This is a genomic window from Robertkochia solimangrovi (assembly GCF_007279655.1).
Taxonomy (GTDB): Bacteria; Bacteroidota; Bacteroidia; order Flavobacteriales; family Flavobacteriaceae; genus Robertkochia; species Robertkochia solimangrovi.
Genome location: NZ_QKWN01000001.1, coordinates 72,206 through 92,262, shown reverse-complemented (window position 1 = coordinate 92,262; position 20,057 = coordinate 72,206). Strand labels below are relative to the sequence as shown.

Below are 20,057 nucleotides of genomic sequence, written 5' to 3'. Positions count from 1 at the left end.
AAATAATCATCAATTATCTAAACGCTAAGGAATGAAAATAGTTAAATATTTAGGTATAGCTGTATTTATAATAGCCCTGATGGCTGCGTTCTATTACCTGGTCAAATCCAATGCAAAATCGCCAATTACCTTTACGTCTGAAACACCTTTTAGAACCACGATCGAAGAAAAAACCGTTGCTACGGGAAAGGTGGTTCCAGAAGATGAAGTACTGATCAAACCACAGATCTCCGGTATCATCGAAAAGATCTTCGTGGAAGAAGGAGATAAATTAAAAGCGAACGATCTGATCGCTAAGATCAAGGTCGTACCGAATGAACAATCACTGGTTAGTGCCCGTGGACGTGTTCGTAATGCCGAGATCACACTGAGTAATGCGAAAACCGAATTCGACAGAAATAAGACCCTGTTTGATCGTGGTGTGGTATCAAATCAGGATTTTATGAATATCGAATTGCAATACAATCAGGCTAAACAGGAACTTGAAAATGCAAAAAATGACTATCAGATCATCAAAGAAGGATCAGCAGGTGGATCTGCAACTGCGAACACCAATATTCGTGCGAGTATCGCAGGAACCGTTCTTGAGATACCAGTGGATGAAGGTCATCAGGTAATCGAAGCCAACAACTTCAATGATGGTACAACGATCGCTACAATTGCTGATATGTCACAGATGATCTTTGAAGGTCAGGTTGATGAAGCTGAAGTTGGCAAACTGAAAGTTGGAATGCCATTGAAGATCAGTTTAGGGGCAATTCAGGATCAGGAACTCGATGCAGAATTGCGCTTTATCGCTCCAAAAGGAGTAGAAGAAAGCGGTGCGGTTCAGTTCACCATCAAAGCCGATGTGAACCTCGATAGCACCAACGTATTCATCAGAGCCGGATATAGTGCGAATGCAACCATGATCCTCGATAAAAAAGAAGATGTACTGGCGATCAAAGAAGCGTTATTACAGTATGATGCAGAGACACAGAAACCTTATGTGGAAGTAGTCGTGGGTGATCAGAAGTTTGAAAGAAAGGATGTGGAACTCGGCCTTTCAGACGGGATTAATGTGGAGATCAAATCCGGAGTTACCGAAAGCGATAAAATTAAAGTGTGGAACCAGACCGAACCGGTGAAGCGCGAAACAGACGAGAATAACTAAAAGTGAACCCTTGAAAATCTATTTTATGAAGTTTAGGATATTATCGGGTCTGTTCCTGCTGTCGATCATTTCAGTTCAGGCTCAGGAAAAGCGATGGACATTGAGGGAGTGTGTATACTATGCACTTGAACATAATATTTCAGTACAACAATCGGAACTGGATCTGGAAAGTATTAAGCTGGACAAGTCGGATGCCATTGGAAATCTGTTGCCGAATCTGAATGCCAGTGCGTCTTATTCGGCAAGTACAGGTCTTTCACAGGATCCAACCACGGGTATCCTGGTCAACCAGACTTTTAATTCATTGTCTGGAGGAATTACTTCCAGTGTCGGACTCTTTGATGGTTTACGAAACTATAAACAGGTGAAGCGGGCAGAGGTTTCTGCACTTGCAGCACAATACCAGCTGGATGGCATGAAGGATGATATCAGCCTCATGGTTGCAAATAATTATCTCCAGATTCTGTCTAATAAGGAAACGCTAAAGACCCTTCAGGCTCAGTATCGCGTTTCTCAACAGGATTACCAGCGTACAGAGCAGCTTGTTGAAAATGGGGTTTTGCCAAAAGGAGACCTGCTGGAAATTGAAGCAACCGTGGCAACACAGGAACAGCAAATCGTAAATGCTGAGAACAATGTGCTGATATCGAGAATTGCACTTGCGCAGTTATTACAGATCAGCGACTACGAAAATTTTGATGTGGTTGATGAGGGTTATATGATTCCGGAATCTGACATACTTAACCATTCTGCAGATGAGATCTATGCGAAATCATTAAATGTTATGAATTCGGTAAAAAGTGCCGAAGTCAATGTAGAGATCGCTGAACTGGATGTGAAGATCGCGCAGGGAGCAAGATATCCGACGTTAGGGGGGTATTTCAATTATAACACGCGTTATAATGATCAGAATGATCTGTCATTCAAAGATCAGTTATGGTTCTATGATGGTATCTCTTATGGACTGCAATTGAGCGTGCCGATCTTTAATGGTAATTCTGTTAGAAACAATATCAGACGTAGCAGGATCAATCTCGAAAAAACACAATTGTCTTATGAACAATCAAAACTCGATCTGGAGTCGAATGTTAATCAGGCTTATGTAGATGTAAAAGGTTCCTTGAAATCGTATCAGGCGGCAAATAAGACCGTAGAGGCCAGAAGACTTTCTTATGAGTACGCTAAAGAGCGATATAATGTAGGATTGATGAATAGTTTTGATTTTAGTCAGGCACAAGCCAGAATGGATGATGCTGAAGCTGAACTCATACGAACCAAATATGATTATATCTTCCGATTGAAGGTTCTTGAATTTTATTTCGGAATTCCTTTGGATGAATTATAAAATAGCAGGTATTTTTGCAGTATGGCAATCATACTCAATCTCGAAACTGCAACGACAAATTGCTCAGTAAGCCTCGGTAAAGACGGCGAACTGATCGCTATAATAGAAACGAACGATGAAGGGTACTCTCACGCAGAGAACCTTCATCGTTTTATTTTAGAGGTTGTTAAGGAAGCCGGACTTACACTATCCGATTTGGATGCGATTTCGGTCAGTAAGGGTCCTGGGTCTTATACCGGATTAAGGATCGGAGTTTCCGCTGCCAAAGGACTTTGTTTTTCTCTGGGTATTCCGCTCCTGGCCATAGATACCCTTGAAATACTTGCTGCACAAATGCAGATCTCCGATGGAATGATCATACCGATGCTCGATGCCAGAAGAATGGAGGTATACACTGCAGGATTCGGCCCTGATCATAAAAGGGTTGCCAATACTACGGCTGAAATAATTACCGGGGAATCCTTTACGGAGCCTTTGGCAACCACAAAACTTTATTTCATCGGAGATGGGGCAAAAAAATGTGTGTCTGTGATCGAACATGAAAACGCGATCTTTCCAGAGGTATTTACGCTTCCTTCCTCCAGGGAAATGATACCCCTTTCAGAATCGTTGTATCAGTCAGATAGCTTTGAAGATGTGGCTTATTTCGAGCCTTATTATCTTAAAGACTTTGTGACTACTAAGCCGAAGTCTTAAGCCTCCTTATGTATTTCCACCTGATGTGGATATGGAATCTCAATTCCGGCTGCATCCAGTGCTTTTTTACAATTTTCTATACAACCAAATCGAACATCCCAGTAGTCGGCACTCAAAGCCCAGGGACGCACCACAAAGTTGACCGAACTGTCGGCCAGTTCTGAGACTGCAACGGTAGGCACCGGTTCTTTTAAGGTCTTGGGATGTGAAGCTATAGCTTGTAACAGTACATCCCGTGTCTTTTCGAGATCACTCCCATAATCCACTCCGATGACCATATCAATTCGAAGATTGCCCTGTTTGGTGTAATTGGTAATGTTACCGTTTGAAAGGGGACCGTTTGGAATGATCACAGTTTTATTGTCAGGGGTGATTAATATTGTGGTAAAGATCTGTATCTCATGAACAGTGCCCAGTTCTCCCTGCGCTTCGATCAGATCACCAACCTTGATCGGTTTAAAGATCATCATCAAAACCCCACCGGCAAAATTCGCCAGTGAACCCTGAAGTGCGAGACCGATCGCCAGACCTGCGGCAGCTATTACTGCTGCAAAAGAGGTTGTCGGTACTCCGAGGATGCCTAATACCGCAAGAACCAATAGCGCTTTTAAGGTCCAGCTTATAAGATTGATGAGAAATTTAGTAAGACTGACTTCATAATTTCTGTGTTGCATGATTTTGGAGACCATTCGGGTCAATTTTTTTATCAGCCATGCGCCGATTAGCCAGAGGATGAGTGCCAGAAGTAATTTTGGTCCGTAAAAGATGATGGCATCCAGAATCTTGTCAGTCCATTTTTCTAATTCCATGATAAAGGTTTTTTAGTGAAACAGACCATGCACTTCGGTAGAAGTATTAGGGAAGAAGGCAAAAAAAAGAGAGGCAATTCTGCCTCTCTAATATACGGAAAATTATCCTTGTTTTTGTATTTCGACCTGATGTGGATAAGGAATCTCAATTCCTTCTGCATCGAAGCGATTCTTCATCTCTTCCATAACATACCAGCGACAATCCCAGAAAACGTCATTGTTCGCCCAATATCTAAGGGAAAGGTTAACACTACTGTCTGCAAGTTCTGCAACCATTACCTGTGGTGCCGGTTCTTTATTGACCTTGTCGAAGTTATTGACGATATCCAGAAGAATTTCCTTGGCTTTCTTTATGTCGGAATCGTAACTGATCCCGGCAGTAATGTTTTCCCTGCGGGTACTTTCCGCACTATAGTTGATAATGTTATCATTGGAAAGTTTTCCATTGGGAACCACTGCCAGTTGATTTCCGAAAGTATTTAACTGGGTGTTGATGATACCGATCTCTTTAACAGTTCCGCTGACCCCCTGAGCTTCGATGAAATCACCCACTTTGAAGGGTTTAAAGATCAGGATCAGTACCCCGCCGGCGAAGTTTGCCAGGGATCCCTGAAGTGCCATACCGATCGCAAGACCTGCAGCTGCGATTACTGCTGCAAATGATGTGGTCTCAACACCCAGTGTTCCGAGAACCATGATGATGAGTAAGATCTTCAATCCCCAACTGGTAAGGCTGCGCAGGAAAAGTTTTAAACTCATGTCATATTCCCTTTTATCCATGACATAGGTTACTGCTTTAACCAATCTTGAAATTAGCCAGGAACCGATGATCCATATAACGATCGCTCCGATTGCTTTCAGTGCATAGGCTGTCAGATCAATAGATTCGAGGTATGCCATTCCATTTTTTACGATTTCATTTTCTTCCATACAATTGATTTTTTTTGTCATTCGAAGATACTAATAACATATGGTAACCTAAAGGATGAACCATGATTCTAATCAAAATATAACCTTTTGATCAGCGATGGCCGCTCAAGCAAGAATCATGGAGTGTCCAGTAATTTTAGTGCTTCCCCAAGTGTTTTGACCGGTAGTTCACAATGTTGATCCCTGCAGATGTAGATCAATGTTTCATCCTTCGAGTAACGTCCCTTAAGCAAGGGGATGTTCACAGGGTCTTTCGTATGAGCCCAAAGGATATTCGTTAAAGGGGTTTTTCGCAGCAAGGTAAAAATACCTGCTGAAGATTCCCCTGTGATAACGATCTCCCGAAAAGGAAACAAAAAGTTCATCCCCAGATTCAACCAGTTGGCATGGGAATCCGGATATTCCATGATCTCACTTCGCATTGCCTTATACATACGTAATGCGATATCGTCATAGGCTTGATTTGAAAAATATCGTGCAAGTTTAAAGAGATTTATCGCCATCACTGAATTTGAAGCAGGAATCACATTGTCACTTTTTTCGATGGTAGGAGCGATGAGTTGTTCATCTTTAATCGGACTGAAAAGAAAGAACCCGGTTCGTTCATAGTAGAAATCATCCAGAACAAGGTTACAAAGTCTTTTTGCTTCCATTATCCAATGATCATTACCCGTTACTTCATATAAAGTGATAAAGGCTTCGATGATAAGCGCATAATCCTCAAGAAAGGCATCCACATAAGCTTTTCCGTCTTTCCATACTCTGAAAAGTGTTCCTTCAGGTTTGGTGAGTACCGTATTGACGAATTCCGCATTCCGAATAGCAATATCGAGCCAATCCTGTCTGTCGAAAGTAACGGAGGCATTGGCCAGTGCTTTGATAGCCAGCGCATTCCAGGAAGTGAGAATCTTGTCATCCAGTGAAGGTGGTTTTCTTTCAGACCTCAGTTTCAATAGGTAAGTTTTCCAACTAAGAAGTTTACGGTGAAGCTCTTCCGGGGTCAACTTATTTTCCGAAGTAAATGCATGATCATCCAAATCTCTGAACAATACATAGTTGCCGGATTCCCAATAGCCTTTATCATTGATGTTGAAGTATCGGTGAAAAAGTTGTTGATCATTTTCGGGAAGGTCTTTGAGTTCCTTTTCTTTCCAGACGTAGTAGGCTCCTTCGGTTACCTTACCCTTACTGTCGGGACTATCCGCATCCAGAGAGGAAAAGAACATTCCATTGGAATGCTGTAGTTCGTTCTGAAGGAATGCGATGCATTCCTCCACCACTTTTTTATAATGAGGATCATTGAAAGTGACCCAGGCTTTTGTATACAAATCGATAAGCTGAGCATTGTCGTACAACATTTTTTCAAAATGCGGTACATGCCAGCGGTCATCAACGGAATATCTTGAAAATCCACCCCCGATATGATCATATAGTCCGCCCAGGGCCATTTTTTTAAGAGTGAGCTGTACATGGTCTCCGGCTATGGTATTACCGGTCAGCATATAATATTTTAACAGATACTCCAGGTTTACAGGCATCATGAATTTAGGTGCTCCGGACCTCCCTCCAAAAGAATTGTCAAGCTTTTGAGACCATTTCGTTATGATTGAATTGAGTTCATCCTTGCTGAATACGGTTCCGTCAGATTCCGGGATGGTAAGGTTTACTGAAAGTATACCTGAGGCTAGTTTATCGGCATAATCCTCGATCCTTGGTTTGTCTTCTTCATAAAGTTCTCCCAACTGTTGCAGAACAGAGATCCATTGCTCTTTTTTAAAATAGGTTCCACCCCAGAATGGTTTGCCGTCGGGCAGGCAGATTACATTCATAGGCCAGCCTCCACTTCCGGTCATGATCTGAACAGCGGTCATATATAAATGATCGATGTCGGGTCGCTCTTCCCGGTCGACTTTGATACAAATGAAATATTTGTTCATGACCTCGGCGACTTCAACATCTTCAAAGCTTTCTTTTTCCATGACGTGGCACCAATGACAGGAAGCGTATCCGACACTAACGATTATCGGTTTGTCCTCTCGTCGGGCGAGTTCCAATGATTCTTCGTTCCAGGCATACCAGTTTACCGGGTTCTCACTGTGCTGTAGGAGATACGGACTAGATTCGTATTTTAGCTTGTTTGACATAGGCATAAAAAAAACGTCCCAAACAGGACGTTGGAGGTTAAATTTAATCAACTTCAGGAGATCTCGAAAGTGATCTTAACATTTACACGGAAATTCACCAGTTCACCATTTTCAACGGTAGCACTCTGTTCTTTGATGTAAACAGAGCGAATATTCTGAACCGTGCTGGAAGCTTTCTTGACTGCTTTTTTAGCAGCATCTTCCCAACTTTTATCTGAATTTGACAAAATTTCTATAACTTTTAAAACAGCCATAAGATATTTTTTTAATTAAACACTAACTTTAATACTTAAAGATAGGGATAATAATCTGATTTACAGATTATAACATGCTGAAAAACAGGGATAAAGGCCGTTTATCGCAAATGATGTAATCTTTTAGTAATGATTAGTTAACTTTAGTTTAAATATCTTCCAGCAGATTTGCATTCAGTTAATTATTGATATGGAGCAATATTATATTTTCTTGTTGATTGCATTGTTTGTGCTGGCCATTACCGATCTTACGGTGGGGGTTAGTAATGATGCAGTAAACTTCTTAAATTCAGCAGTAGGTTCAAAAGCAGCATCACTCCGGACAATTCTAATTATCGCCAGTATCGGGGTAGCCGTTGGGGCTATATTTTCATCGGGTCTTATGGAGGTCGCGAGGAAGGGAATTTTTAATCCCGGTGAGTTCTATTTTAATGAGATCATGATCATATTTATGGCGGTCATGATCACCGATATTCTCTTATTAGACCTCTTTAATTCGTTGGCATTACCCACTTCTACTACGGTATCTATAGTTTTTGAATTATTAGGAGCATCCGTTGCGGTTTCCATGATCAAGATATTCAGCAATGATGGTCAGCTCTCTGATATTTCCAATTATATCAACGGTTCTAAGGCTACGGAGATCATTTTAGGGATACTTCTTTCTGTGCTTATCGCATTTACTGTTGGGGCTATCGTTCAATGGATCTCCAGAATGGTTTTTTCATTTCACTATCAGAAGCGGATAAAATATGTGGGAGCGATCTTTGGAGGCGTTGCGATGACAAGCATCACTTACTTTATCCTGATCAAAGGTATAAAAGGGGTGAGCTTTATTCCGGACTCCTTTCTTGAATTCGTTGACGGCAACAAATTGTTGATCGTCGGGATCTGTTTTCTTGTATTCGGACTGATCTCGCAATTGATCATTTCCTTTTCTAAAATAAATCTGTTGACCATCATAATTCTGATCGGAACCTTTGCATTGGCACTTGCATTTGCCGGTAATGATCTGGTAAATTTTATCGGGGTACCGATCGCCGCATACCAGTCTTACGAGATATGGCATCAATCCTATCTCAGCAGTGGCGTATTGCCTACCGATTTTGCGATGGACAGCCTATCGGGGAAAGTGGAGACACCTACCTATCTGCTGGTCTTTGCCGGTGTGATCATGGTCGTCACTCTTTGGTTGTCGAAAAAAGCAAGATCGGTTATGTATACCGAGATCAATCTCGCCAGAAGCGGGGATGGAGCTGAGAAGTTTCAACCAAACTTCCTTTCAAGACTTATCGTAAGAGCCAGTGTGAATATGAATGCCGGCCTTAATCTTATTCTTCCCAAAGCATGGAGAGAAAAGATCGATGAGAACTTTCGGATCCCGATGGAAAAACAGTTGAAAAAGCAGGATGAACCTGCTTTTGATATGGTACGGGCTTCTGTAAACCTTATGGTGGCAAGTATCCTGATTTCGACAGCAACTTCCTTGAAATTACCGCTCTCCACTACCTATGTTTCCTTTATGGTGGCGATGGGTACCTCGCTTTCTGATAAAGCCTGGGGAAGAGAAAGTGCAGTGTACAGGGTGGCCGGTGTATTCAATGTGATCGGTGGATGGTTCGTTACTGCGATCGTCGCTTTTACAGCAGCAGCGATCTTTGCGGTTATCATCTATTTTGGTCAGGAATATGCCGTGATCGGCTTACTGATCATAGCGGCGCTGTTGCTGACAAGAAGTTTCCTGGTATACCGAAAAACAGAGAAGGAAAAGAATTCGAAGAAAAAGATCGATCGAACTTCGCTGATCACCATCAATGAGATGATCAGTGAGAGTTCAGATAATATTTCACGTGTGATCGGTAATATCAATAATATTTATTCTTCTGTAATCGATAATCTAGGACTTCAGGATCTTAAAAAGCTTAAAAAGACCAAGAAACAGCTTAAAAAGCTGGAAGATGATGTTGACTCGCTTAAAAGTGATATCTTTTATTTCATCAAATCACTGGATGAGAATTCGGTGGGCGCCAGTAAGTTCTATATACTCATACTCGATTACCTTCAGGATATGGTACAGTCTATAGGTTATATCAGTAAGAACAGTTATTCGCACGTTAATAATAATCACAAGAATCTGAAGTTTAATCAGATTCGGGAACTGAAGCGTATTGATTTGCGAATTCAGGAGTTGTTCGATGAGGTTAAAGTGGATTTTGACTCAGATTCCTTCGATAATATCGCCGGAATCATCAAGGAGAAACGGGAACTACTCGATTATGTATCTTCCTTGATACAGAAACAGATCGATCGAATCCGAAGCACTGAAACGAGTCCGAAGAACACAAAATTGTATTTCAGTTTATTACTGGAAACCAAAGATATGATCACAGCAACCATCAATTTGCTGACTTTGTTCAAGGAATTTCATGATGATTTCAGCAGGATCAAAAAATAGAATTTGGTTCATAAAGACACTATGATGATAAAAAAAAGCTGAATGTACATATTCAGCTTTTTTTTATATCAATGGGGTAGTGTGCTTATCCGTTGATGGCAACTACTTCATTTACTTTTCCGGAAAGCATGCTTTTTAACATGGTTTCGATCCCGTTCTTAAGGGTCATTGTTGAGGAAGGACAACCGCTGCAGGCACCTTGAAGCACTACTTTCACAGTTTTACTGCTTTCGTCATAGGATTCAAACATAATATTTCCGCCATCACTGGCTACTGCAGGCTTCACGTATTCTTCCAGAATATCGATGATCTGAAGTGAGGTGTCGTCCATATTGTCGGTATTCAGATTCGCTGCAGTTTGACCTTCGATATTATCTTTTGGTTTTGCCGAACTACTGATCGCTTCTTTTGTTACGATCTCACCGCCTTCTTCGATATACGTACGCAGGTATTCACGCAGTTCCATCCCGATTTCATTCCAGTCGGCAACTTCATATTTTAGAATGGAAACATAGTTTTCATCCACAAATACTTCCTTTACAAAAGGGAAATGGAATAGTCCGGTGGCTAAAGGTGATGTTCTGGCATCATCGATATTCTTAAATTCATAGGGTGCCAGTACTAGTTTTTTATTGCAGACGAATTTCATCGCAGCCGGGTTCGGTGTACTTTCCGCATAAACCGTAACCGGAATCTTTTTATCCTGAACATTCGGGTCTTCGATTACGGGTGCACCGGAATTCAGGTATTTTTCGATCTGCTCGGCAACTTCTTCCTGAACCTCAGGCCATTTAACAATATCATATCTTTCAACTGCGATAAAATTACCTGAGATATATACGGTTTTGGTGAAGGGTAGATAAAACAATTGTTTTGCCAATGGTGATATCGACGCCTCATCTACATTTTTAAATTCATAATTCTTATGTCTTGATAAGAATTTGTTCGCTTCGAACTTTATGATGGCAGGACGGTTTGTGGGTTGTATCCTGATCTTAATTTCTCCCATTTTCAAAGATTTTTTACAAAATTACAAAATCGTTATCTATCTATGGTTATATTTGATAACCTTGAAGTAATTACCGTAACAGTCTGATGCTACATAAAAAGCGACTTATTCTTTTAGTCTCCTTCCTTTGCTGTATGAAAATGTTTTCGCAGGAAGGCTTACCGGTCTACTTCGATTATCTTTCCGACAATTATTATTTGATCCATCCTTCCATGGCTGGTGCCGGAACAGGAGGGAAAATAAGGCTTACAGCCAGAAAGCAATGGTTTGACGTGGAAAAAGCACCGAACTTACAAACTTTGAATGCACATGTGCGTTTAGGGGATAAAAGTGGTGTGGGTGCGATCGTTTTCAATGATGAGAATGGTTACCATTCGCAAACAGGAGTAAAGCTCACTTATGCTCATCATCTAAGATTTTCAAGAAATGTAATTGATCTTGACCAGTTATCCTTTGGTATCAGCGTAGGAATGATACAAAGTCGCCTGGATGAGACAGAATTCAATAGTATTATTCCGGATCCGATTATCAGTGGTGGCGATCTGAATACTTCTTATTTCAATATGGATCTGGGCGTTTCTTATCATCTGTTTGAATTCTATACCCATTTTACCGTAAAGAACCTTTTGGGCAGCGGTAGGGATCTTTATACCGTAGAGGAGTTTGACAATCTCAGAAGATATCTTTTTTCAGTAGGGTATGTTTTTGGAAAAACCGACTGGCAGTTTGAACCTTCCGTGATGTTTCAGTATGCAGAGTTTACGGAGGAAGCGGCTATTGATCTGAATGCTAAAGTTTATAAGGACATGGAATTCGGCAGACTATGGGGTGGATTATCTTTTCGAAGAAGTTTTGATGGAGCTAAATACAATATCGAAGGACAGGAAGCATCGCAAAAACTTCAGTTATTGACCCCTATACTGGGTGTCAATTATAAGAATTTTATGTTTTCTTATAATTATTCCTACCAGTTCGGCGATATTCGTTTTGACAACGGGGGATATCATCAGATTACTTTGGGGTATGATTTTCTTCAAGGTAAAAAACCATACGATTGTAATTGTCCTGCCGTCAATTATTAAGTATCTTTTAGTTACACTAATTTTATTGTTATGTTAATCAAATCTGTTAACGGAAAAAGCCCTGTTTATGGGGAAGATTGTTATTTCGCCGAAAATGCTACTTTAATAGGAGAAGTTGAAATGGGCGATCAATGCAGTGTATGGTTCAATGCCGTGGTTAGGGCAGATGTACATTATATTAAAATGGGTAATAAGGTGAATGTTCAGGATGGAGCGGTTTTGCATTGTACCTACCAGAAATCTCCGGTTACTATCGGTAATAATGTTTCCATAGGGCATAATGCCATTGTCCATGGTTGTACTATTCATGATAATGTCCTGATCGGAATGGGAAGTATTGTAATGGATGACTGTATCATTGAAAGCAACTCAATAGTCGCAGCCGGGGCGGTTGTCACCCAGGGAACCATTGTGGAAGCGGGTAGTATTTATGCTGGCGTTCCGGCACGTAAGGTTAAAACGGTGAGTGAAGATCTCAGTAAGGGGCAGATCGAACGTATTGCTAATAATTATATTAAATATGCTTCTTGGTTTAAGGAGTAAATTAGGGGATTTGGAGGGTTAAAAACGTATCGTCTGCTGGCGCACGAAAAAGTGACGATCCTGCTCCCGAATTCTCGGAAAACTGTGGTGAAGTTGGAGTGTCGATCCTACCTGCCGCAGGCAGACATGCCTGCAAAAGGGTTCGTCGAGTGTCGCCCCGATCATATTGCTGACGTACCATGCTGCTTGAGAGTTCTGTGGTGTAAGTGATCTTCGCAGGCTCAGTTTGAATTTTCAGGTAATAATAACGGTATAACCTTTATAGGTTTTCTATACTTCAGGATCTTTCCGTAATTATAACATTTGACTCTTGCGTCATGAATTTATTTATTTGTATAATTTTGCAGAGAATTTAAAATGACGCTATTATGAAAGCATATATATTTCCCGGACAGGGAGCGCAGTTTGTAGGAATGGGACTCGATCTTTATGAAAGTTCACCACGTGCGCAGGAACTCTTTGAAAAGGCTAATGAGATCCTTGGGTTTTCGATCACGGATATAATGTTCGAAGGGACGGAGGAAGACCTTAGACAAACCAAGGTTACACAACCTGCAATATTTTTACACTCTGTAATCCTTAGTGAAGTTATGGGAGATTCTTTCAAACCGGATATGGTTGCGGGGCACTCACTTGGTGAATTATCTGCTCTTGTGGCTAATAAGACTCTTAAGTTCGAAGACGGACTTCGTTTGGTGAGTCAGCGTGCTATGGCTATGCAGGTGGCTTGTGAAAAACAGCCGGGTACTATGGCAGCTGTTCTGGGTCTGGAGGATGCAGTGGTGGAAGAAGTATGTAAAACCATTCCGGGTATCGTAGTAGCAGCGAATTATAATTGTCCGGGTCAGTTGGTTATTTCTGGAGAACTGGAAGCTATCAATACTGCATGTGAAGTCATGAAGGAAAAAGGGGCAAAACGTGCTTTAGTTCTTCCTGTAGGAGGAGCATTCCATTCACCATTGATGGAGCCAGCGCGAGCCGATCTGGCCGCAGCAATTGAACAAACTGAATTCAGTACACCGGTATGTCCGGTATATCAGAATGTGTCGACAACGGCAATTACCGATCCTGAGACCATTAAGAAGAATTTGATGCTCCAGCTTACAGCACCTGTTAAGTGGACTCAAAGCGTTCAGCAAATGATCGCCGATGGTGCTTCAGGCTTTATTGAAGTAGGTCCGGGTAAGGTTTTACAAGGACTTGTAAAGAAGATCGATCGTAACGCTGAAGTAGCTTCTGCATCGGTGGAGCAAGCTTAATGAGTCGATAAAATACGCATTTTAAGGGGTTAACAGCGTTTTAACGTATACCGTTAAAGTTTTTAGAATAAATACTTCCGAGTAAAATTTCTATGTACCTTCAGGTTGTTATTAACTAAAAACCAATAAGTTATGTTACGTTGGACCATCATTTTTTTAATTGTAGCAATCGTAGCGGCTATTTTTGGTTTCGGTGGAATTGCCGGAGCAGCTGCAGGGATTGCAAAGATTCTGTTCTTTGTTTTTATAGTATTGTTCCTGATCTCTTTGATCGGACGACTGGTAAGAAAATAGAATCTATTTATTAACCTTAAAATGAAAATTATGAAGAAAATATTTGTAATGTTAGCCTTGGTATGTAGTCTTGGAGTATTTACGACAAGTTGCCGGGAAAACAAAAAAACAGCAGGAGAGAAAATAGAAGAAGCGGTAGATGATACCGGAGATGCTATTGAAGAAGGAGCTGAAGAAGTAGAAGATGAAATCGATGATATGACCGACGATAATTAGGTCGTATCGCGATGTATTATATGAAAAAAAGCCTGTGTGAAAATCTCACACAGGCTTTTTTTATCGCAAAGTTTCGTAAGTTGTATGCATACTAAACTGTATAGGTGTCGTAGAATTATTAGTATCATCTCAGGTTTATCAGATCCTGAATGATAATAGTATGATTTGCAATCATCGAATAATAATGAACCCGTACCCCATATATGAAAAAAAGCTGCTTGTAAAAGCAGCTTCTTCATTTTAGAGGTTTATGTTTTTAAGCGCTGATAACGCATTCTTCACAATCTTTAACACTTCCATTATAGGTTTCCCGGTACTTATGCAGTGTCTTGTATGGGAAGATACCTAAAAGCGCCTTTTTGATATAGGTCACCTTAACACTTATGTTTCCCATTTTTCTGCTATAACGTTTTTCCAGTCGTGTTGTTCTTTTAATCTTTATAAATGCCATAATAGTTATATGTAGCACAAATATCGTGTATTAAGTTGCTGTAGTCAAATAGTAAAATTTTATAGGTAATTGATTTTCAGGCTATATTTATAAAATATAGCGTAGTAATTGCTGGATTATTTAGTGGTTAATTTACCAGCTGTTTGTTAAAAATTTAATCCCCCGCAGCCCGCATTACCAGTTCGTTTAGAGATGATAAGGACTTTTGATTTTTTCATCTGATTGTGGGTGTTGAATTCAGCATGGAATTTTATATAGATAAAATCTATCGTTTTTTAAATATGGTGCGAATAACCTTTAGTCTATGATCTTATATTTGGATATATGGTTTTTTTTGCTATTGCTCTTAAAACTGAAGTAAAATCATAAAAAAAGGGAGAACAATGTCTCCCTTTTCCAGCTAACTATATCGGATATTCATCCAGATATTTTATAATTTATGATATTCAAAGCTTGGATTTCCTCGCTCATTACTTTCACTGAGCAATGCAGTAAATCGTAATTTATAAACATTACCATCACCGTCTTTTACAATGAAGAACACATTTTCTTTAAGAGAAGGTAGGGTTCCGGGTCCACCGCCATTGCGCCAGTTGCTTCCGATTCCTCGCTGATCTTCGATAAAAAGTGTTTCATCAAGATCTGCAATGGTGTAGTCTTCATAAGACAGGTCTTCGGTACTTACCATATAGGCATGTACTCCGCCCTGAAGATTGTTTACTATAAAGTCGGCATAACCATAAGAACCATATCCGGGGATTTCATTTGTGAAAACAGTGAAGTTGAGGTCCCATTTACCTTTTTCAGGTTGCACTTCCACGATCTCCTCCGTATTGAAGCTAAAGAAGGTAAAGTCTGTAAGTTCATCTTTGCTGATGGTGATCTCCTCGTGTTCGGTAGCATCGAGATCTGCATATTGAAGAATATAATCTGAACCACTCATCGTAATTCTTATTTTCTTCCAACCACGGTGTTCACCGGTTATTTCTACGCTTCCTGCCTCCGCTGTTTCAGTTCCGACCTCATATCCTAGGTTTAGCAAGTAAACCTTACTGTCTTCTGAAGCTGTGATCTCTGCCAATGCAGTTCCTTCCAGGGATCCATCCGGGCTATCAACATAGGCGGTATTAGTGGCGTCAAACGTGCCTACGGCAACAGCGGGTTGAAGTTCGCTGACATCTGCAGCGCTGATAGCATCAATATCAGTAGCATCCAGTGCTGCTGTTGCCATATATATAGATCCGTTGAGGATCACACGATTGTTTGTTCCGGTATAGAATCCAAGATCCCAACTGTCTCTTTGTGCAGAAACCTGTGTCTGAGAACTAAGATCGACATATACCTGGTTTGGTTCATTAGCTCCTCCAACTTCTGCGGCTATCACACCTCCGGTTGCCGGCGCTTCAGTAAAACTTACGGCAAGTTCTGTATTACCCTGCAGACTACTGTTTTCTATCGTTACCGATTCAAGATTAAAGGTAAGTGACATGCTTTCACCTTCCATAGGATTCTGCAATTTGTTTATTGTAAAGCTCAACGCTGAAGAACCTTTGGTGATAGCTACATTCAGCGTGCCTTCTTCAGATACAGGATCTGTGGTAAAGTCTTCTCCGTACACTGCATTTTCTCCTGTATAGGTAATAAATACAGTGCCATCTTCAGGAGCACTCTCTGAAAATACGAGTTTAATTGTTTTTGATGCTTCCTCAGTAGTGAAGCTTGCCGACGGATTTTCAAAGGCTACAACAAATGGCTGAGTGATCTCATTGCTGTCATCACTGCTGCATCCGGTTAATAGTAATCCGGTTATAAAAAACAGAAAGTATAGATTCTTTCTCATAGTTTAATAATTAAATATTTAGGTTATATAATAGTTTTAGAAAGTATGATCTTCCGTATCCCAGAAGTACATTCGAGGGTGCTTCGGTATGAGCCCCTCCATTTGTGGCGGTAGTATTTACACGGGTGATATCAAGAAGGTTTCTGGCTCCCAGTGTCAATTCTAATTTATTATCCAAGAGAGATTTCTTTATAGAAGTATCCAGCCAGGAATAGCTGTCTTGTTTGCCTCGTACGATAATAGTATTGTTGTCATTATCTTGCTTCTGGACGAATTGATATTGTGGACCGTTGTATTTGAAATAGGCGGACCAAACCATTTTCCATGCAGGAATCGAATAATTTATACTGCTGTTCAACTGTAAAGCATACAGGTAATCATCATCATAGTTCTCATCGCTGTTTAAGACTTTAGAGACTCCTGTATAGGATATTCCGGCATTAAATCTCAGATTTTTGTAATAGACGCTATTGTTATAGGATAGTCCCCAAGTTCGGTAGGTGTCTATGTTCCTGTACTGATAGGCGAGGGGAGTCTCATTGACGATTATCAATTCAATACGATCACGGACATCGATATACCAGGCAGACAGTTTATTTTGTAATCTGAGCGAACCTTCAGTGAATTTCAGGGGTTTCTTCAGATGCATGAAAAGTGAAACTCCTTGTTCCGGCTGCAGGTTCTCATTGCCTCGGACATCATGATTTATATCCACAAAATAGGTGTAAAGTTCATCATATCCCGGTAATCTGGGCGCTGTACCGATCACCGTACGAAGTTCCAGATCATTGGCAAAGCTGTATTTCGAACTAAGAGATAGTGCGAGTTGCGGATTGAAATTTGAGGAGAAAAGTGCTCTTCCTCCGGGTCGTATTGAGAATCTTTTGCCGGGGGAATATTCGAATGAGGTAAATACGTCATAGGATCCCAGCATTCTGCTGATATAATCACCCTGATAGTCTCCTGATAGGGTAGAGGCATATCCATTGATCTCACTGATCTCATACCCCAGCTGAAGCCCGTATTTTGGATCTTTGATGAAGTTTGTGAAATTACCTTTTGAATAAAATCCTTTACGTGACTCATATTCAAACGAGGCAACATCGAATTTTTCTTCGGAATTGATCCTGTAATTATAGGTTTCCACATCCCTTTTCTGTTGTTGATAGGATATAGAAATGTCATAGTTCAATAATCCGGCTAAAGGCCCGTTGAGGTTGAGATGATGTACGAAGCGGGTTGAATGAAAAATTTCATCGGAAACGGTTGGATTATTAGTTTGCGTAGAAGGATTGTAGTTCATACGCACTACCGAATCGTAGCGACTTACGGTTTCATCGAAATACTCAAATTTGTAAAATGAATTTATTTTTTCAGACGAATAATTTAGAAGCGCCTTTGCGTGAAACTGATCCTTGGGCAGCCAGATATATCCCCGTTTTCCATCATTCAAATTATGATTTTCCCCCAGTTTATCACCGCTGTAACCGGTGAATTGATTTCGGGTGAATACACCGTTGGCATATAGCTCCTTATTTATATTGTGAGCAATACTGACCGATTGAATATGTCGACCCTGATCGAAGAAGCCATATTCATCGTTTATGGTCTCTTCCTGAACATAGGGCCGGATCTCCCAGTTATCTTCGGCAGATTTTTTAGTAATTATATTTACGATCCCGGAAACTGCATCTGCCCCATATTGCACGCCCATCGAGCCTTCTACGATCTCGATACGCTCGATGTCATCCAGATTGATCTGGGTGAGATCGGTCTGATTTCCTAATCCTTCATCATTGATCACCGGTATATTGTCGATAAGCACTTTAAAATACCGAGCGTCTAATCCGAACAATTGAACGCCGGATTTACCAGTCGTTGCGTTCGGGATAATATTGATGTTCAATTGTTGATTCAGTAGGTCTGCCAGATTATTTCCGGCCTGTAAGTCAATATCTTTTCGGGAGATGACCTTAACCTCGAATACAGAACGTTCCACCGATTGTGGGTTGATCTGTCCGGTGACCACTACTTCTTTCAAAGTATTGATTTTAGTTGTGTCAATTGATTTCTCCTGTGCAGAAATTGACAGAATACTGATCAATAGTAATAGTAAGCTTGTCGGTTGTTTCATTATTTAGATTAATTCTAATTAACGTGGCAAATATATAAGGATTATTTTTAATCAGTCTAAATAAAATTATTATTTTTGTCTGCGATAACAATTAAACATCATACCATGAGAACGACCAACTTGTTTGTTATGCTTGCCCTGATGGGATCTGCATTGTTTGCACAAGAGGCGAAAAAAGATAAGGATATCAAGGCCATTAAAGATATGTGTGGCTGTTATGAAGTTAAGTTCAATTTTGCTGAAACCTTCAATAATGCTAAGGATTCTACCTATACTGGTTCGCCTGTGAAACGTGTAGGCGGACTCGAATGGGTGCAGCTGGTTGAAGATAATTCAGATAAGATCGTAATGCAGCACTTACTGGTAGTGAGTGATTCAATGGTGATTAAGCACTGGCGCCAGGATTGGCTTTATGAAAATACGGAACTCTATACCTATGATAAAGGAACAACCTGGAAATATAATAGGTATGCTAAAGAGGATGTAGCAGGACAGTGGACCCAAAAAGTATATCAGGTGGATGATAGTCCGCGTTACGAAGGAACTGCTACATGGATCCATGAAGATGGTCGTTCCTATTGGGCAAATGTAGCCGATGCTCCACTTCCAAGAAGAGAATATACAATCAGAAATGATTACGATGTTTTACAACGTCGCAATGTTCATGAAATCACCGATTCAGGATGGCTACACGAACAGGATAATAAAAAAGTTGTTCGTAAAGATGGAGCGAAAGATTTTGTTCTTGCTGAAGAAAAGGGATATGACGTTTATACCAAAGTAGCGGATACTAAATGTCTTGCTGCTCAGACATGGTGGAAAGAAAACCAGCAGTTCTGGAAATTGGTGCGCACGAAATGGGACAAAATCTTTGACCGCGATGAAGATCTGGTCCTTTATCCAAAAGTTGATCGTAAGACCTTATTCAGTTATTTGTTCTCCATGGATCCTAACAGTAGTAAGAAGGAGATCAACCAGGTACTTGATAATTTCTTAGCAGAAGGAAAATAATGGAATCATAATTACGGTATGTCTGAGAAACTTCGGATCATTAACAGAACAGGAAATGGATTATTGATCCAAAGCAGGCTTAGTGGCTTGTATTACTTATTGTTCAATAATCTGAATTTCAATTTCACCTGTGAGGAGTTCGATAGTTTCAGGAAATATCTCAACGCCGTAGATATAGACTACTGGGAACAGGAATACCAGTGGTCCGTTTATGATAAACGAATTCCTATTCCAACCCCGGCAGGCTGATTTTATCATTCTGCTGAACCGGGAAGAAATTCTTGAATTGCAATCACTGCTGAACGATTCTTTTCAACCTTACAGAATGCTGTCCAGCGATGAGATTGGAGGCAAGCTGTTCATGAATTGAAAGTCGGTAATGTTTTATTTATTTAATTTGAAGTATAAAGGCCGGGATGAGATCCGGCCTTT

The 20,057-nt window shown here is 40.5% G+C and carries 20 protein-coding genes; 12 read left to right on the top strand and 8 right to left on the bottom strand.

Annotation, left to right across the window (positions count from 1 at the left end):
* Positions 1-31: 31 nt before the first annotated feature.
* The 3 genes from DMZ48_RS00370 to tsaB are packed head-to-tail and all read left to right on the top strand — an operon-like array spanning position 32 to position 3,194.
* Positions 32-1,153: an efflux RND transporter periplasmic adaptor subunit gene (locus tag DMZ48_RS00370; RefSeq protein WP_143953118.1), complete on the top strand. Its 1,122-nt coding sequence runs from the start codon at positions 32-34 to the stop codon at positions 1,151-1,153.
* Positions 1,154-1,178: 25 nt separating this feature from the next.
* Positions 1,179-2,498, top strand: a complete 1,320-nt coding sequence (locus tag DMZ48_RS00365; RefSeq protein ID WP_143953117.1) for a TolC family protein — start codon at positions 1,179-1,181, stop codon at positions 2,496-2,498.
* A gap of 21 nt (positions 2,499-2,519) precedes the next feature.
* A complete protein-coding gene (gene tsaB, locus DMZ48_RS00360) occupies positions 2,520-3,194 on the top strand; it encodes a tRNA (adenosine(37)-N6)-threonylcarbamoyltransferase complex dimerization subunit type 1 TsaB (RefSeq protein ID WP_143953116.1) in 675 nt (224 codons plus the stop codon).
* Here the strand turns inward: tsaB and DMZ48_RS00355 are convergent.
* The 4 genes from DMZ48_RS00355 to DMZ48_RS00340 all read right to left on the bottom strand — a co-directional run bounded on the left by DMZ48_RS00355 (position 3,191) and on the right by DMZ48_RS00340 (position 7,331).
* Positions 3,191-4,003: a mechanosensitive ion channel family protein gene (locus DMZ48_RS00355; protein WP_143953115.1), complete on the bottom strand. Its 813-nt coding sequence runs from the start codon at positions 4,001-4,003 to the stop codon at positions 3,191-3,193. The genes tsaB and DMZ48_RS00355 overlap by 4 nt on opposite strands.
* A gap of 102 nt (positions 4,004-4,105) precedes the next feature.
* On the bottom strand, positions 4,106-4,903 hold the full coding sequence (locus DMZ48_RS00350) for a mechanosensitive ion channel family protein (protein ID WP_422395433.1): 798 nt from the start codon (positions 4,901-4,903) through the stop codon (positions 4,106-4,108).
* A 146-nt stretch (positions 4,904-5,049) separates the two neighbouring features.
* Positions 5,050-7,077: a thioredoxin domain-containing protein gene (locus tag DMZ48_RS00345; RefSeq protein WP_162558637.1), complete on the bottom strand. Its 2,028-nt coding sequence runs from the start codon at positions 7,075-7,077 to the stop codon at positions 5,050-5,052.
* Positions 7,078-7,130: 53 nt separating this feature from the next.
* Entirely contained in the window at positions 7,131-7,331 is a 201-nt protein-coding gene (locus tag DMZ48_RS00340) for a dodecin family protein (RefSeq protein ID WP_143953112.1), read from the bottom strand.
* A 190-nt stretch (positions 7,332-7,521) separates the two neighbouring features.
* Between DMZ48_RS00340 and DMZ48_RS00335 the strand changes: the two genes are divergently transcribed.
* Positions 7,522-9,786 carry an inorganic phosphate transporter gene (locus tag DMZ48_RS00335; RefSeq protein WP_143953111.1) on the top strand — a complete coding sequence of 755 codons (2,265 nt, stop codon included), beginning with the start codon at positions 7,522-7,524 and terminating at the stop codon, positions 9,784-9,786.
* A gap of 85 nt (positions 9,787-9,871) precedes the next feature.
* On the opposite strand, the gene DMZ48_RS00330 is transcribed toward DMZ48_RS00335, so the two are convergent.
* On the bottom strand, positions 9,872-10,795 hold the full coding sequence (locus DMZ48_RS00330; RefSeq protein WP_143953110.1) for a NifU family protein: 924 nt from the start codon (positions 10,793-10,795) through the stop codon (positions 9,872-9,874).
* Positions 10,796-10,881: 86 nt separating this feature from the next.
* Between DMZ48_RS00330 and DMZ48_RS00325 the strand changes: the two genes are divergently transcribed.
* From DMZ48_RS00325 to DMZ48_RS00305, 5 genes are all read left to right on the top strand, one after another.
* Positions 10,882-11,877: a PorP/SprF family type IX secretion system membrane protein gene (locus DMZ48_RS00325; protein ID WP_143953109.1), complete on the top strand. Its 996-nt coding sequence runs from the start codon at positions 10,882-10,884 to the stop codon at positions 11,875-11,877.
* Between the two features lie 30 nt (positions 11,878-11,907).
* On the top strand, positions 11,908-12,420 hold the full coding sequence (locus DMZ48_RS00320) for a gamma carbonic anhydrase family protein (protein WP_143953108.1): 513 nt from the start codon (positions 11,908-11,910) through the stop codon (positions 12,418-12,420).
* 368 nt (positions 12,421-12,788) lie between these two features.
* Complete coding sequence (gene fabD, locus DMZ48_RS00315) at positions 12,789-13,679, top strand: ACP S-malonyltransferase (RefSeq protein ID WP_143953107.1); 891 nt, start codon at positions 12,789-12,791, stop codon at positions 13,677-13,679.
* Between the two features lie 132 nt (positions 13,680-13,811).
* A complete protein-coding gene (locus DMZ48_RS00310) occupies positions 13,812-13,973 on the top strand; it encodes a DUF1328 domain-containing protein (protein ID WP_143953106.1) in 162 nt (53 codons plus the stop codon).
* Between the two features lie 30 nt (positions 13,974-14,003).
* On the top strand, positions 14,004-14,189 hold the full coding sequence (locus tag DMZ48_RS00305; RefSeq protein ID WP_143953105.1) for a hypothetical protein: 186 nt from the start codon (positions 14,004-14,006) through the stop codon (positions 14,187-14,189).
* 256 nt (positions 14,190-14,445) lie between these two features.
* Here DMZ48_RS00305 and DMZ48_RS00300 read toward each other — a convergent pair whose 3' ends face one another.
* From DMZ48_RS00300 to DMZ48_RS00290, 3 genes are all read right to left on the bottom strand, one after another.
* Positions 14,446-14,640: a hypothetical protein gene (locus tag DMZ48_RS00300; RefSeq protein ID WP_143953104.1), complete on the bottom strand. Its 195-nt coding sequence runs from the start codon at positions 14,638-14,640 to the stop codon at positions 14,446-14,448.
* A 430-nt stretch (positions 14,641-15,070) separates the two neighbouring features.
* Positions 15,071-16,480: an HmuY family protein gene (locus DMZ48_RS00295; RefSeq protein WP_242009064.1), complete on the bottom strand. Its 1,410-nt coding sequence runs from the start codon at positions 16,478-16,480 to the stop codon at positions 15,071-15,073.
* Positions 16,481-16,490: 10 nt separating this feature from the next.
* Positions 16,491-18,614: a TonB-dependent receptor plug domain-containing protein gene (locus tag DMZ48_RS00290; RefSeq protein WP_143953103.1), complete on the bottom strand. Its 2,124-nt coding sequence runs from the start codon at positions 18,612-18,614 to the stop codon at positions 16,491-16,493.
* Positions 18,615-18,719: 105 nt separating this feature from the next.
* On the opposite strand from DMZ48_RS00290, the gene DMZ48_RS00285 reads away from it, so the two are divergent.
* The 3 genes from DMZ48_RS00285 to DMZ48_RS18875 are packed head-to-tail and all read left to right on the top strand — an operon-like array spanning position 18,720 to position 19,995.
* A complete protein-coding gene (locus tag DMZ48_RS00285) occupies positions 18,720-19,625 on the top strand; it encodes a DUF6607 family protein (protein WP_143953102.1) in 906 nt (301 codons plus the stop codon).
* 18 nt (positions 19,626-19,643) lie between these two features.
* The gene (locus DMZ48_RS00280) at positions 19,644-19,874 is read left to right on the top strand and encodes a DUF6686 family protein (protein ID WP_143953101.1); all 231 of its coding nucleotides are present in this window, start codon (positions 19,644-19,646) and stop codon (positions 19,872-19,874) included.
* Positions 19,837-19,995 carry a DUF6686 family protein gene (locus DMZ48_RS18875; protein ID WP_422395430.1) on the top strand — a complete coding sequence of 53 codons (159 nt, stop codon included), beginning with the start codon at positions 19,837-19,839 and terminating at the stop codon, positions 19,993-19,995. The genes DMZ48_RS00280 and DMZ48_RS18875 overlap by 38 nt, the downstream gene beginning before the upstream one ends.
* Positions 19,996-20,057: the final 62 nt, after the last annotated feature.